This is a genomic window from Roseomonas mucosa ATCC BAA-692 (genome assembly GCF_000622225.1).
GTDB classification, from domain to species: domain Bacteria; phylum Pseudomonadota; class Alphaproteobacteria; order Acetobacterales; family Acetobacteraceae; genus Roseomonas; species Roseomonas mucosa.
In genome coordinates this window covers 38,538-52,650 of record NZ_JHWD01000013.1, presented here as the reverse complement: position 1 = coordinate 52,650, position 14,113 = coordinate 38,538, and the positions used below count along the sequence as shown (strand labels likewise).

Sequence of the window (14,113 nt, the reverse complement as noted above, 5' to 3'; positions counted from 1 at the left end):
GGCCCCGTCCCGGGCCCTCCGGATCAGGCGGTGATCTCGGTGGCGCGGTTCAATTCCAGCCTTTCCCAGCCCTGGCCGTTCCAGGCCCGGGGCTCGCAGTCGATCCCCCCGGGGGCGATGGTGATGCGGTTATAGGTGTTCACCTCGTTGCGCAGCCTGACGGAGGTGGCGGAGCCGGCGCTGACGATCTGCAATCCGCCCCCTTCCGCCACGATGTTCTCGTATTGCGAGGTATAGGTACGGTGCAGGTGGCCGCTGAGGACCAGCCGCACGCCGGCCTGGGACAGGACGGACAGCGCCTTGCGCGCCCGCCCGGCCAGCACCGTGTCCGGCGCCCAGGGCGGGGCCAGGAAGGGGTGATGCGCCACGATGATCCGCACCGTGCCATCGGGCAGGGCACGGAGCCGCTCCAGCAGCCGCGACAGCCCGCCCAGGTGCACGGTGCCGTCGGCCCAGTTCATCCGCAGGCCGCCCCGGCTGACGGTGTTCAGCCCCAGCACTGCGATCTCCTGGTCCACCCAGGCGGGCTCGATATCGTCCTGGATGAAGCGCCGCCAGCGGGCATAGGGGTTGGTGAAGCGTTCCCAGGGATCGTAGTAGGGGATGTCATGGTTGCCCGGCACGGCGATCCAGGGCGCCTTCAGGGCACGGAGGAACTCCGCCGCCGCGGCGTATTCGCGGCGCCGGGCCCGCATGGTGAGGTCGCCCGAGACGGCCACCAGATCCGCCGGCGCGGCGTTCAGCTCGGCCAGCAGCCCGGCCACCACCGCATCGTCCACCCGGCCGAAATGCAGGTCGGAGATATGGTCGATCCGCCTCATGCCGTCAGCGTTTCCGTCCGCGCTACGCAGTCTGCCTCCGCCACGGGGGCGAGGGCGAGCACGCACAGGGCGCGGGGGTGCAGCTGGAACCGTAGCGGCGTCGAGAGCATCCGGATCTCCCCGTCGGTGGAGACGCGCAGGTTGGGGCGGCGCGACTCGATGGTCAGCTCGGAGGTGAGGAAGTGCTCCACCTCCTCCGTCCGTCGCCAGAGGCCGAGGCCCATGGCCATCAGCATCACCAGCGACCAGAACAGGCCGAAGCGCTTCGGCCGGTGCACGGCGAGGAGGCCGGTGTCGAGCCTGGGACGGTGGAAGAAGCTGCCCAGCGCTTCCTCATAGGGGTTGTTGACCACGGACAGCGCCCGGGCCCGGACATGCTTGCTGGCCGGCGGGGCGCCCGGCCGGTCGGTCCAGACGAGGTTCAGGCTCAGGGGCGGGCGGCCGAAGGCCCGCAGCGTGCCGAGGATGGTCCGCATCCGCGCGGCGATGCCGGGGGTGCGGCGGTTCGCCTGCCGCAGCCGCGCGAAGCGGTTCGGCAGGCCCAGCACAGCCTGGCAGGTGAAGATCTCGCCGTTCACCTCGCCGATATCGATCCGCTTCGTTTCCGCGCCAGCCAGGGCGCGGGCGGCCTCCAGAGGGTCGAGCGGCATGCCGAGGTCGCGGGCCAGGACGTTGAGCGTGCCGAGCGGCAGGATGCCCAGGGCGATCCCGGTGCCGGCCAGCTTGCCGGCGGCGCCGCACACCGTGCCGTCGCCGCCGCCGACGATCACCAGCGGCGCGGGCAGGTCCCGCGCGGCCGCAACGGCGGCATCGATCCGGCCCCCCATGTCGGGCGCGGCATCCTCTCCGATGATCCGGAGGTCGAAGCCGGATTCGCGCAGGGCGTCCTCGATCTGGCCGGGCAGTTCGGGCCGGCCGTCCAGCGTTCCGGCACGGTTGTTCATCACGAGTACGGCACGCATCATCCCGGTCCCCCAGCCTGTTCCAGCATGGCCAGCCGGGGCGGCAACGCGGCCCCGGACGGGATGGTTGCCCATCCCGCCCGCAGCGGTCCGGGGGGATCGGCTCCCCGGAGGATGCGGCGTCAGGCCGCCTGCGCCGCCTGCGCCATGGAGCGCAGCACGTAGTGCAGGATGCCGCCCTGGCGGTAGTACTCGACCTCGTCGGCCGTATCGACGCGGCAGAGCAGGGTGGTGCGGTGCTCGGTGCCGTCGGGGCGGTGGATCACCAGCGTCACGTCCATGCGGGGCTTGATCTCCTCCAGCCCCAGGATGTCGATGGTCTCCTCGCCGGTCAGGCCCAGGCTCTCGCGGGTCTCGCCGTTCTTGAACATCAGCGGCAGCACGCCCATGCCCACGAGGTTCGAGCGGTGGATGCGCTCGAAGCTCTCGGTGATCACGGCCTTCACGCCCAGCAGGAAGGTGCCTTTCGCCGCCCAGTCGCGGGAGGAGCCGGTGCCGTATTCCTTGCCGCCGAAGATCACCAGCGGCACGCCCTCGCTCTTGTAGCGCATGGCCGCGTCGTAGATCGGCAGCACGTCGCCGGAGGGCAGGTGCTTGGTGATGCCGCCCTCGATGCCCGGCACCATCTCGTTCTTGATGCGGATGTTGGCGAAGGTGCCCCGCATCATGACCTCGTGGTTGCCGCGGCGGGCGCCGTAGCTGTTGAAGTCCGCCTGCCGGACCTGGTGCTCCAGCAGGTACTCGCCGGCGGGCGAGGCCTTCTTGATGGAGCCAGCGGGCGAGATGTGGTCGGTGGTGATCGAGTCACCCAGCTTGGCCAGGATGCGCGCACCCTCGATGCCGCCGCGTGCCTCGGGCTCCATCGTCATGCCCTCGAAATAGGGCGGGTTCTGCACATAGGTCGAGCCGGAGTTCCAGCGGTAGGTCTCGCTGTCCGCGTCGATCTTGATCGCCTGCCACTGCGCCGTGCCCTCGAAGACATGGGCATAGCGCTCCTGGAACATCTCGCGCGTCAGGGACTGGGCGACGATCTCGTTGATCTCCGCCTGGGTCGGCCAGATGTCCTTCAGGAAGACGTCCTTGCCGTTCTTGTCCTGCGCGATCGGCTCCTTGGTGATGTCCCTGGTGATCGTGCCGGCCAGGGCATAGGCGACCACGAGCGGCGGGGAGGCGAGGTAGTTCGCCCGCACGTTCGGGTGGATGCGGCCCTCGAAGTTGCGGTTGCCGGACAGCACCGAGACCGCCACCAGCTTGTTGGCCTCGATCGCATCGACGATGTCGTCGCTGATCGGGCCGGAATTGCCGATGCAGGTGGTGCAGCCATAGCCCACGGTCTGGAAGCCGATGGCGTCCAGGTCCTCCTGCAGCTTGGCGCGGTTCAGGTAGTCGGTGACCACCTGGGAGCCGGGGGCCAGCGAGGTCTTCACCCAGGGCTTCGGCTGCAGGCCCAGCGCCCGCGCCTTGCGGGCGACGAGGCCGGCGGCGACCAGCACATAGGGGTTGGAGGTGTTGGTGCAGGAGGTGATGGCCGCGATCACCACGTCGCCATGGGCGATGTCATGGTTGGCGTTGGCCACGCCGTGGCGCTTCGTGACGTCGGCGTTCGGGTTGCCGGACAGGCCCGGCAGCTCGCGCAGGAAGGCCGGGGCGGCGTCGCTCAGCAGCACGCGGTCCTGCGGGCGCTTCGGGCCGGCGATGGAGGGCTGCACCGTGGAAAGGTCCAGCTCCAGCGTGTCGGTGAAGACCGGGTCCGGCGTGCTGGTCTCGCGCCACATGCCCTGGGCCTTGGCATAGGCCTCGACCAGCTTGATGCGGCTTTCCTCGCGGCCCGACAGGCGGAGATAGTCCAGCGTCACGCTGTCCACGGGGAAGAAGCCGCAGGTCGCGCCGTATTCCGGGGCCATGTTGCCGATGGTGGCGCGGTCGGCCAGCGGCAGCTGGTCCAGGCCCTGGCCGAAGAACTCGACGAACTTGCCGACCACGCCCTTCTTGCGGAGCATCTGCGTGACCGTCAGCACCAGGTCGGTGGCGGTGACGCCCTCGCGCAGCTTGCCGGTCAGGCGGAAGCCGATCACGTCGGGGATCAGCATGGCGATGGGCTGGCCGAGCATGGCGGCCTCGGCCTCGATGCCGCCGACGCCCCAGCCCAGCACGCCCAGGCCGTTCACCATGGTGGTGTGGCTGTCGGTGCCATAGCAGCTGTCCGGATAGGCGTAGGCGGTGCCGGCCTCGGAACGGGTCCAGACGACCTGCGCCAGATGCTCCAGGTTCACCTGGTGGCAGATGCCCGAGCCCGGCGGCACGACGCGGAAGTTGTCGAAGGCGGCCTGGCCCCAGCGCAGGAACTCGTAGCGCTCGCCGTTGCGCTCGTACTCGATGTCCACGTTCTTCTGCAGCGCGTCGGCGCGGCCGGCGACATCGACCATCACCGAGTGGTCGATCACCAGGTCGACCGGCACCAGCGGGTTCACGCGGCGCGGCTCGCCGCCCAGCTTCAGGATGCCGTCGCGCATGGCGGCGAGGTCCACCACGGCGGGAACGCCGGTGAAGTCCTGCATCAGGATGCGCGTCGGGCGGAAGGGCACCTCGCGCTCGCTATGCGCGTTCTCCAGCCAGCCGGTGAAGGCCTTGGCGTCCTCGACGGTGTAGGCGCGGCCGTCCTCGAAGCGCAGGACGTTCTCCAGCAGCACCTTCAGGCTGTTGGGGAGGCGGGAGAAATCGGTGCCCAGCGCCTTCCCGGCCTCGGGCAGGCTGAAGTAAGTGTATTCCTTGCCATCCACCGAGAGAGTGCGGCTGGTCTTCAGACTGTCCTGCCCGATCATTCGCATGGCGCGTAAAACCCCTGCTTGACGTTGGTGACGTTTAACCGGCTTGAAGCATGGCGGCCGGTGCGGGTCCAGGGGGACCGCGGGACCAGTCATGAGGTGGGAGCCGTGCTGACGGCGGAAAAGCTGCATTTGCGCCGTGGGGGCCATGACGTGGTTGCCGATTTGGACTTCACTGTGAGTCCTGGCGAAGCGATAGTAATTCTCGGTCGCAATGGGGCGGGCAAGTCCTCGCTTCTTCGCGCCCTGGCCGGGCTGCTGCGCCCGGCCGGGGGGCGTGTGGCCTGGGATGGCGCCGACATCGCCGCCGATCCCGCCGCCCATGCCCGGCGCCTGCGCTGGGTCGGGCATCTCGATGCCGCCAAGCCCTCCCTCTCCGTGCGGGAGAACCTGGAGTTCCTGGCGCGGCTCCTGGGTGGGTCGGTGCCGGCGGCGCTGGACGCCCTGGCGCTGAACGCCATCGCCGAGCAGCCGGCCCGCGCCCTGTCCTCCGGCCAGAAGCGCCGCCTCGCCCTGGCGCGGCTGGCGCTCTCGCCTGTTCCGCTCTGGCTGCTGGACGAGCCGACGGTGGGGCTGGACACGGCCTCCGTCGCGCGGCTCGGCCCGCTGCTGGCGCGGCACCGGGCGGCGGGCGGCATGGTCCTGGCCGCCACGCACCTGCCGCTTCCCTTGCCGGAGATGCGGGAGATCACGCTGTGACCGGGACCTGTCCGATCGCGGGGAAAAGGCGGTGAAGCCCTGGCTTGCCGTGCTGTCGCGGGAATTGCGCCTCGCGCTCCGCCACCCGGGCGATGCACTGGCCGCAATGCTGTTCTTCCTCGTGGTCTGCTCTCTTTTCCCCTTCGGCGTCGGCCCAAGTCCGGAGGCCCTGGCGCGCCTCGCGCCCGGCGCGCTGGTGGCGGCCGGGCTTCTGGCCGCGCTGCTGCCGCTGGACCGGCTCTTCGGAGCGGAGGCCGAGGATGGCTCGCTCGACCTGCTGCTGCTGTCCGGGCTTTCGCCGGCTGCCCTGGCGCTGGCCAAGGCCGCCGGCCATTGGCTGACCACCGGCCTGCCGCTGGTGGTGGCGGTGCCGCTGGCCGGCGCCATGCTGAACCTTGATCCCGCAGCCTGGCCCGCCGCCTGCGCCGCCCTGGCCCTGGCCGGGGTGGTGCTGTCGCTGCTCGGCACGCTCGGCGCGGCGTTGACGCTGGGCGCGCGGCGCGGCGCGGCCCTGCTGCCCATCCTGGTGCTGCCCCTGTCCGTGCCGGTGGCGATCTTCGCCGCCGCCGCCATCGAGGCCGCCACCGCCGGCCTGTCGCCGCGCCCCTACCTGCTGCTGCTGGCGGCGCTGGCGGCGCTGGCCGCGCCCTTGGCGCCGCTCGCGGCCGGCGCCGCCCTGCGGGGCGACTGAGGCGCGCGGCCGCGCCGGGCTCCGCGCGATGAGTCCCTTGAATCCCGTCGCCAGCCGGTTCATTCGGAGGAGCAAGGAGAAACCACGGTCATGCCGACCTTCAAGGGCAAGCCGCCCGGCGCCGGCGCCGGCGAGATTTCCCGGCGCACCGCCGCCCTGCGCCCATCGATCGCATTGGAGCCGAAGCAGCGGGACAAGGCGCGCCAGTTGCGCCGCCAGGGTCATGAGCCCGAACAGATCGCCAAGGCGCTGAACGTTCCGCTGGAGGAGGTCGAGAAGGCGCTGGTGCAGATGCGGATGCCCCGTCCCGAGACCACGCGCGGCACGCTGAACGTCACGCTGGACGCGCATCGGCTGGTGATGAAGGAGCGCAAGGGCGACGAGCCCGTCTGGGTCACCATGGACCGGCTGTTGGGCGAGCTGCTGCGCCTGCGGGCGGAGCGGGACCGGCCGAAGCGGCTGAAGGAGAGCCAGGCCGCGCTGCCCCTCTTCAGCAGCGAGGCGTGAAAGGGGGCTCCGCGATGCCGCCGGGGTGGAGCAGTGGCGACCCCGGAGAGACGGCCCCGATTCGAGGGCAGGGGTTCCGCCGGGTCGGACTGGTCCTGCTCCTGCTCCTGCCTCCGCTTCTGCCGGGGGGAGCCGGAGCGGCGGAGCCGTTGCGGACGCCCTTCGCTCCCCTGCCGCCCGCGACGGCCCCGGAGACGGGCTGCCCGGCACCCCCGGAGGCCCTGCGCAACATCGAGGGCGTCTCCTTCTACACCGACCCCGCCTTCTCCCGCCCCGATCCCGGGCGCCTGGCCGCCGACGCCGCCGTGCAGAAGCGGCTGGATGTCTGGCAGGACGCGGTGCAGGCCGCCGTGGCCCGCGCCCGGGCCGGGGAGGCGGGGGCGGCCGCCTGCGCCCTGTCCCTGCTCGACGACTGGGCCAAGTCCGGCGCCATGCTGGGGGCCGTGAACCAGCAGGGCGCCTATCACCGCGTCTGGGCCCTGGCCGGGGCCGGGCTCGCCTTCCTGCGGATCCGCGACGCGGCGGGGCTGGAGCCGGTCTCGGTCGGCCGTGTCGGCCGCTGGATGCGCGAGGTCGCGGATGCCATCCAGCCCCGCTACGACCGTGCCTCGCGGGCGCTGATCAGTGATGTGCGCAACAATCACGCCGCCTGGGCCGGGCTTGCCGTGGCGGTGGCCGGCATCGCCAGCGACAGCCGGGCGCATTTCGACTGGGGCATGGCGCGGCTGCACGCGCAGCTCGCCCAGGTGACAGGGGAGGGGGCGCTGCCGCAGGAGCTCGCGCGCGGTGCCCTGGCGCTGCACTATCATCTCTTCGCGCTGGAGCCGGTCGCGGCACTGGAACGCCTTGCCGCCGCCAACGGCGTGACCCTGCCGCCGGAGGATGAGGCGGCGCTGGAGCGCCTGACCGGCTTCGTCCTCGCCGCGGCGAAGGACCCGTCACGGATCGGGGCGCTGGCGGGCGTGCCGCAATCCGACCCCTGGCTGAAGGGCCGGCCGCCGCTTTCCGAGGCGGCGGGGCTGGAGATCCGCGCCCAGGCACGGCCCGATGCGGCGCTGGAGGCCGCGCTCGCGCCGTTCCGCCCCTACCGCATGCGCTGGCTCGGGGGGATGGTGACAGGCCAGTGGATAACAGGCCAGGGGATAGCAATTCCCGATGGTGGAAGCCCGGCCCTGGAAGGGCCTGCCAGGACCCCCAGCCCAGGCTGAGGGAGGCCGCGGCTTCTCCATGGTTCGTGCGGCATACCGGTGTTGCGGGCAGGACATTCACGGAAACATTTCGCATCCTGCATATTGAGATTGATAATCTTTCTTAATAAGAGCCCCGACCAGGAATACCCGTCGGAGACAGGAATTGAGTACCGCACCGAAGCACCCATGGGCGCTGAGCCGTACGGGCGCTGCCGCGTTGACGGCGGCTTCCCTGGCGCTAACGCCCCATGCCGCCCTGTCCCAGGATACGACGGTGCAACTGCCCGAGATCCAGGTGCAGGGGCAGCGGCAGACCTCCACTGGCCCGGTGCAGGGCTATGTCGCCACCCAGAGCGCCTCGGCCACCAAGACCGACACGCCGCTGATCGAGACGCCGCAATCCGTCACCGTCGTCACCCGCGACCAGATGGACGACCGCGCGGTGCGCAACGTGGAGGAGGCGCTGGCCTATGTGCCCGGCCTCGCCACCGGCTTCTCCGGCAACGACACGCGCTTCGACAGCTTCCGCCTGCGCGGCTTCGACGCGCGGCCGAGCCAGTTCCTCGACGGGCTGCGCCTGCTGCGGCAGTTCGGCCCGACCTCGATCGAGCAGGACGGGCTGGAGCGGATCGAGGTGATCCGGGGCCCCAACTCGGTGCTCTACGGCCAGACGCCGCCGGGCGGCATGATCAACATGATCAGCAAGCGCCCCACCGAGCGCCCCTTCGGCGAGGTGAACCTGCAGGCCGGCTCCTATGACCGCTACCAGGGCAGCTTCGACCTGGGCGGGCCACTGACCCAGGACGGGCAGTTCCTCTACCGGCTGACCGGGCTGGTGCGGCAGAGCGGCACCCAGGTCGATCATGTCGATGACGACCGCTACTTCATCGCCCCGGCCATCACCTGGCGGCCCGGCGCGGACACGACGCTGACCCTGCTCGGGCGCTTCCAGTACGACCAGGGCGGCTCGCCCATCGGCCTGCCGGCCGTGGGCACGCTGCTGCCGAACCGCAACGGGACGATCAAGCGCAACTGGTTCGCGGGTGAGCCGGGCTTCAACAACTCCGACATCACCACCACCAGCATCGGCTGGAACCTCGAGCACCGCTTCGACGATGTCTGGAGCGTGCGGCAGAACGCCCGCTACATGCACAACCGCGTGGCCTACGAGACCATGTATGTCAGCGGCCTCTCGGCGGACCAGCGGCGCCTGACGCGCGGCAGCCTGCTGCAGCGGGAAAGCTCCGACACGGTCAACCTCGACAACAGCGTCGAGGCGCGCTTCGACACCGGGGCGCTGCGGCACACGGTCCTCGCGGGCTATGACTTCCGGCAGTACTGGGGCCACTACCAGGCCAGTTTCGGCCAGACCGGCACCGTCCCGTCGCTCGACATCTTCACCCGCAACTACGGCGCGGCGGTTCCCGACCCGCGCCTCGGCACGGGCGCGAAGACCGACCGCAACGACGACTATGGCCAGCACGGCATCTACCTGCAGGACCAGGTCCGGCTCGACCGGCTGCTGATCACCGGCGGGCTGCGGCAGGACTGGTCCACCACCAGCCAGACCTCGCGCCGCAACGGGGTGCGCACGCGCTCCAACGACGATGCGCTGACCGGGCGCATCGCGGTGATGTACCTCTTCGACTTCGGCCTCTCGCCCTATGCGAGCTACACCACCTCCTTCGACCCCGTGATCGGCGCTACCGCGGCCCAGCGCGGCGCCACGCCGTTCAAGCCGACCGAGGGCGAGCAGTACGAGCTCGGCGTGAAGTACCAGCCTCCGGGCCGCAACAGCTTCGTCACCGCGGCGGTGTTCGAGCTGACGCAGACCAACGTCACCACCCGCGACCCAGTCTATACCTCCTCCCAGATCCAGACGGGCGAGGTGCGCTCGCGCGGCGTGGAGCTGGAGGCCGTGGCGAGCCTGGCGGAAGGGCTCGACCTCACCGCCTCCTACACCTACCTCGATGCCGAGATCACCAGGAGCAACACGCTGATCACCGGCACGACGCGCACCACCAAGGGCAACCGCCCGGGGCTGGTGCCGGCGCATACGGCCAATCTCTGGATGAAGTACCGCTTCGACCGGGATTCGAAGCTGGCCGGCCTCGGGCTGGGCGGCGGCGTGCGCTATATCGGCAACCTCTATGGCGAGGATGCCAACCAGTACCTCTCGCCCTCGGTGACGCTGTTCGACGCCTCGGTGAGCTACGACCTCGGCCAGTACCGGCTGTCGGTGAACGCGAGCAATCTCTTCGACAAGGAGTATGTCTCCTCCTGCACCGGCACCTACTACTGCTACTGGGGCAATGGGCGCACCGTGATCGGCAATCTCGCCTATCGCTGGTGAGGACAGCGGGGAGCCGGCGCGTGCCGTTCCCGTTCAGCCGGGGCCGACCCAGTAGGTCCCCTCGAAGGGCACGGCGGCGAAGCGGCGGTTGATCTCCGCCAGCGTCGCCGCCGGGTCGAGATCCGCGAAGAGGTCAGGCCGCAGCCAGCGCGCCATCGCCTCCAGCGCGGCGATGCCGACCGGGCTGCCGAAGACCGGGTTCCACAACCCATAGACGCGCCTGTCCCGCGTGGCGGGCAGGGCCACGAGTTCCGGCGAGGCCATCAGCGCCTCCAGCGAGGCCCTGGCCTCGGCCAGCGTGACGCCCGTGCCGACGCGCAGGCCCTGCTGGTCCTCGTCATGGCGGTTGCCGGTGTTCACGACGATCTCCGGCGCCACGGCGAGGAGCTGCTCCAGGTTGATCTCGCCGCCGCGCGGGCCGGGCAGCATGCCCTCGGACAGGTTCCGCGCGCCCACCAGCGAGAGCATCTGCCCCGTGCCGTCATTCCCGGCCACCCAGCAGCAGGGCCGCCGCCCGGCGAAGGCGTTCATGATCACCCCCGGTTTCGGGCCGGCATGGGCGGCGACACGCTCGCGGATGCGCGCCAGCCGCTCCTCCTGGAAGCCGATCACCGCCTCGGCCCGTTCCTCGCAGCCCAGGGCGCGGCCCAGCAGCCGGATGCTCGGGATGCCGTTGCTGAGCGGCCGCTGGAAGTTGTCGATGAAGACCACCGGGATGCCTGCGGCGGCGAGATGCTCGACATTCTGCCGCGTCTCGGCCGAGCCGAGCTGCCAGGTGCTCAGGACTACCAGATCCGGCCGCAGCGTCAGGGCGCGCTCCACTGAGAAGCCCTGTCCCACCGCGCTGGTGAGTTCCGGGACCCGGTTCATGGCGGGGAAGCGCCGGCGGAAGGCGAGGTCGCTGCCCTGGTCGTGCTGCTTCAGGTCGCCGCCCATGCCGACCAGCAGGGAGACGGGGTCGGGCAGCAGCACCGACAGGGTCAGGAGCTGGAAGTTCTCGGCCAGCAGGAGCGCCCGCGGCTGGCGCGGCAGCGTCACCTCGCGCCCCGCCAGATCCGTCACCCGGCGCGGCCAGCCACCGTCCTGCGCCCCGGCCTGGGCCTGTGCCGGCGGGGCGAGCCAGGGCAGCAGCGGCAGCAATGGCAGGACGAGGCGCAGGCGGGAGGAAACGAGGGCCAAGGACGGGGCCTCCTGGAAGACGAGAACCATTCGCAATAAGGGGCGCCCGGCCCACGGCACAAGGCGCCCGCCACCATTCTCCCGGCGCTACTCGCTCCGGCGCGGCCGCTCCATCAGCCGCCCGACCGCCTGGGCCACGTCGAGCCGCCCCGCCAGCACGGCGGCGACGGTGGCGCTGACCGGCATCTCCACCCCCACCGCCGCGGCGCGGGCCAGCAGGGCGGGGGCGGTGGCGGCGCCCTCCGCGACGCCCCGGCTGTCCGCCAGCGCCTCGGCCGGGCTCAGGCCGCGCCCCAGTGCATGGCCCAGGGCGAAGTTCCGGCTGCTCGGCCCGGTGCAGGTCAGCAGCAGGTCCCCCAGCCCCGACAGCCCGGCGGCGGTTTCGGCCCGCCCGCCCAGCGCCACCACGAGGCGGGCGATCTCGGCCAGGGTCCGCGTGACCAGCGCGGCGCGGGCATTCTCGCCCAGCCCGGCGCCCATGGCGGCCCCGGCGGCGATGGCGGCGACGTTCTTGGCGGCGCCGCAGACCTGCACGCCGAGCACGTCCTCGCCCTCGTAGAGCCGGAAGGCCGGGGTGGCGAGGCGGGCGCAGGCGGCGGCGCGCAGCACCGGATCGGTGCTGGCCAGCACGGCGGCGGCGGGCAGGCCGGCCGCCACCTCATGCGCGAAATTCGGCCCGGAGAGCACGGCGGCGGGCAGGCCCGGCCGCAGCTCGGCCAGGACCTCCAGCGGCAGGAGAAGCGAGCTGCTCTCCACTCCCTTGGCCACCGCCACCACCGGCGGCAGTTCCGGCATGGCGGCGACGGCGGCGCGCAGCGGCTGCATCGGCACGGCCAGCACGGCGAGGCTTGCCCCCTCCAGAGCCTCGGCGGCATCCGCGGTCACGCGCAGCCCCTCCAGCACCGCATCCGGCAGGCGCGGGTTCCGCCGCGTCCCGCGCATCGCCGCCGCCTTCTCCGGGTCGCGCGCCCAGAGCGTCACCCGGTTGCCCGCCCGGGCCGCCTGGATCGCCAGCGCCGTGCCCCAGGCCCCGGCGCCAAGGACGGCGAGCCTGTTCGCCTCACTCATCGGTCAGCCTCGTCACAGTGCAGCCCTGGCCCGGTTCGCCCTGGCCCAGGCGTTCCAGCAGCGCGCGCAGGATGCCCCCGGCCACGGCCTCGAAGCTCCCCTCCGGCACCCAGGGGCCGTTGCTGACCACCAGCCCGCAGCCGTTGAGCCGCGTCGGATCGGTGGGCTCGCGCAGCCAGAGCTCGCAGGCCAGCAGGTCGCGTACCCCGGAGGCGCGGAGCCGGTCATGGAAGTCGCGCACCGGGGCGCGGTGCTTCACCGGATACCAGGCCGCCTGGATGCAGCCCCGGAAGCGCCCCGAGACGGCGATGATCGTGTCGGCGAGGCGGTCGAACTCGCCCTCCTGCTCGAAGGGCGGGTCCATCAGCAGCAGCCCGCGCTTCTCCGGAAAGGGGGTGAGGGCGGTCGCGGCCTCCCAGCCGTCGCGCGCATGCACCGCCACGCGCCGGTCGCGGCCGATCCGGGCCCGCAGCTCCTCCTGGTCCTCGGGATGCAGCTCGCAGAGCACCAGCCGGTCGCCCTCCCGCAGCATCGCCTGGCTCAGCGCCGGGCTGCCGGGATAGAGCGGCGGCCAGCCGAACTCCCGCACGGCCGAGAGCCAGGGGGCGAGCGGACCCTCTGCGATCCCCTCCAGCCGCCCGATCCCGGCCCGCCATTCCCCGGTGCGCTCGGCCCTTTCCTCCCGCAGGTCATAGGCGCCGATCCCGGCATGGGTGTCGAGCACGCGGAAGGCCGCCGGCTTGCGCCGCAGGGCGGCGAGGATGTGGTGCTGCAGGGCATGCTTCACGCAGTCGGCGAAGTTCCCGGCATGGTAGGCGTGGCGATAGTTCACGGCATTCCCTGGCCGCGCGAGGCGGCGAGATCATAAAGCGGATGGCGGAACAGCGATTCCGAGGCGCGGTTGTAGCTGATCGCGGGGCACCGCCAGCCCGGCGGCGCGGCACCGAAGCGCGCCAGGATCAACCCGTCGCCGGAGAAGCCCTCGCCCACATCGTGCTCCACCTCGATGACGCCGCCCAGCGCCCGAACCGCCTCGACGCAGCGCTGGTGCGTCAGCGGGTCGCCGCTGATGAGGTGGTGATGGGTGGACAGGAACAGCCAGTCCACGCGCCCGTCGCGCAGCAGCGGCGCCGCCTGCTCCAGCATGGTGAACTCGGCGCCCTGCGCGTCGCAATGCAGGATGGTGAGCCGGTCGAGACCCCGCGCGGCCATCAGCCCGGCCACGTCATGGCAGGCGAGGTCCAGGGTTCCCGATTCCTCCGTGGGGAAAGGCAGGGTCTCCCCCGGCCGGTCGCCGAGGAAGCCCTGCACGATCTCCGCCGCGACGCCGTTCAGCGCGAGATTGGCGCGCCCGACCTCGATGTGCCGCGGATCGGGCTCCAGCAGCACCGCGCGCCGGCCCGGCGCCGCGAGCAGGAACCAGATGGAGTAGAAGGCCCAGTATCCGCCAAGCTCCAGCATCGTGCCGCCCGGCGGCAGGCAGCGGAGAAGCTCGTGGAACAGCCGCTCCTCCTGCGGCTCGTGATGGCCATGGCAACGCTCGATCAGCTCGGTCATCCAGGCGCCGCAATAGCCATCCGCCAGGACCTGCACGCCGTTGTGCATGACCTGGACGCGGCGGCCATCCGTCATCCTGCCGACGCGCCCGGCATCCGGCACGCGGGGCATGGGCTCCGCATCGCGGCATCGCATGCCCATGGCGATGCGATGGGCATTGCTGACCGAGGGCAGAACCTGCGTTTCCAGCCGCCTCGGGTCCAGGGGCTCCGGCGCGGCGGGCAGCAGCAGCGGCGGCAGGATGGGTTCAAGCACGAGGCC

12 protein-coding genes are annotated in these 14,113 nt (G+C 71.5%); 5 read left to right on the top strand and 7 right to left on the bottom strand.

The genetic code is table 11. The features are described from left to right. Nucleotides 1-23: 23 nt before the first annotated feature. From BT98_RS24430 to acnA, 3 genes are all read right to left on the bottom strand, one after another. Nucleotides 24-821: a metallophosphoesterase family protein gene (locus BT98_RS24430; RefSeq protein ID WP_019461239.1), complete on the bottom strand. Its 798-nt coding sequence runs from the start codon at nt 819-821 to the stop codon at nt 24-26. Continuing rightward, a complete protein-coding gene (locus BT98_RS0114100; protein WP_019461240.1) occupies nt 818-1,786 on the bottom strand; it encodes a diacylglycerol/lipid kinase family protein in 969 nt (322 codons plus the stop codon). Before BT98_RS0114100 ends, BT98_RS24430 begins: the two co-directional genes overlap by 4 nt. 119 nt (nt 1,787-1,905) lie before the next feature. Beyond that, complete coding sequence (acnA, locus tag BT98_RS0114095) at nt 1,906-4,611, bottom strand: aconitate hydratase AcnA (protein ID WP_026033211.1); 2,706 nt, start codon at nt 4,609-4,611, stop codon at nt 1,906-1,908. A gap of 60 nt (nt 4,612-4,671) precedes the next feature. Here acnA and ccmA point away from each other — a divergent pair, with 60 nt between their 5' ends. The 5 genes from ccmA to BT98_RS0114070 all read left to right on the top strand — a co-directional run bounded on the left by ccmA (nt 4,672) and on the right by BT98_RS0114070 (nt 10,048). Beyond that, nucleotides 4,672-5,307 (top strand): heme ABC exporter ATP-binding protein CcmA, encoded by a 636-nt coding sequence (ccmA, locus tag BT98_RS0114090; protein WP_314216855.1) that lies wholly within the window; start codon nt 4,672-4,674, stop codon nt 5,305-5,307. Nucleotides 5,308-5,338: 31 nt separating this feature from the next. Beyond that, entirely contained in the window at nt 5,339-5,998 is a 660-nt protein-coding gene (ccmB, locus tag BT98_RS0114085) for a heme exporter protein CcmB (RefSeq protein WP_019461243.1), read from the top strand. A 90-nt stretch (nt 5,999-6,088) separates the two neighbouring features. Continuing rightward, nucleotides 6,089-6,505 carry a hypothetical protein gene (locus tag BT98_RS0114080; protein WP_019461244.1) on the top strand — a complete coding sequence of 139 codons (417 nt, stop codon included), beginning with the start codon at nt 6,089-6,091 and terminating at the stop codon, nt 6,503-6,505. 149 nt (nt 6,506-6,654) lie between these two features. Then, nucleotides 6,655-7,713 (top strand): alginate lyase family protein, encoded by a 1,059-nt coding sequence (locus BT98_RS0114075; RefSeq protein ID WP_019461245.1) that lies wholly within the window; start codon nt 6,655-6,657, stop codon nt 7,711-7,713. 145 nt (nt 7,714-7,858) lie between these two features. Beyond that, nucleotides 7,859-10,048, top strand: a complete 2,190-nt coding sequence (locus BT98_RS0114070) for a TonB-dependent siderophore receptor (protein ID WP_026033213.1) — start codon at nt 7,859-7,861, stop codon at nt 10,046-10,048. 33 nt (nt 10,049-10,081) lie between these two features. Here BT98_RS0114070 and BT98_RS0114065 read toward each other — a convergent pair whose 3' ends face one another. From BT98_RS0114065 to BT98_RS24425, 4 genes are all read right to left on the bottom strand, one after another. Continuing rightward, the gene (locus tag BT98_RS0114065; RefSeq protein WP_019461247.1) at nt 10,082-11,227 is read right to left on the bottom strand and encodes an ABC transporter substrate-binding protein; all 1,146 of its coding nucleotides are present in this window, start codon (nt 11,225-11,227) and stop codon (nt 10,082-10,084) included. An 87-nt stretch (nt 11,228-11,314) separates the two neighbouring features. Continuing rightward, a complete protein-coding gene (locus tag BT98_RS0114060) occupies nt 11,315-12,295 on the bottom strand; it encodes an NAD(P)H-dependent glycerol-3-phosphate dehydrogenase (protein WP_019461248.1) in 981 nt (326 codons plus the stop codon). Continuing rightward, nucleotides 12,288-13,127 (bottom strand): 23S rRNA (adenine(2030)-N(6))-methyltransferase RlmJ, encoded by an 840-nt coding sequence (locus BT98_RS0114055; protein WP_019461249.1) that lies wholly within the window; start codon nt 13,125-13,127, stop codon nt 12,288-12,290. Before BT98_RS0114055 ends, BT98_RS0114060 begins: the two co-directional genes overlap by 8 nt. After that, nucleotides 13,124-14,107: a class I SAM-dependent methyltransferase gene (locus tag BT98_RS24425; RefSeq protein WP_147292472.1), complete on the bottom strand. Its 984-nt coding sequence runs from the start codon at nt 14,105-14,107 to the stop codon at nt 13,124-13,126. The genes BT98_RS0114055 and BT98_RS24425 overlap by 4 nt, the downstream gene beginning before the upstream one ends. Between the last annotated feature and the right edge of the window lie 6 nt (nt 14,108-14,113).

Excerpts from the sequence above, each read along its gene's own strand:
- BT98_RS24430 (WP_019461239.1), bottom strand. The coding sequence starts at position 821 with ATGAGGCGGATCGACCATATCTCCGACCTGCATTTCGGCCGGGTGGAC.
- BT98_RS0114100 (WP_019461240.1), bottom strand. The coding sequence starts at position 1,786 with ATGATGCGTGCCGTACTCGTGATGAACAACCGTGCCGGAACGCTGGAC.
- acnA (WP_026033211.1), bottom strand. The coding sequence starts at position 4,611 with ATGCGAATGATCGGGCAGGACAGTCTGAAGACCAGCCGCACTCTCTCG.
- BT98_RS0114080 (WP_019461244.1), top strand. The coding sequence starts at position 6,089 with ATGCCGACCTTCAAGGGCAAGCCGCCCGGCGCCGGCGCCGGCGAGATT.
- BT98_RS0114060 (WP_019461248.1), bottom strand. The coding sequence starts at position 12,295 with ATGAGTGAGGCGAACAGGCTCGCCGTCCTTGGCGCCGGGGCCTGGGGC.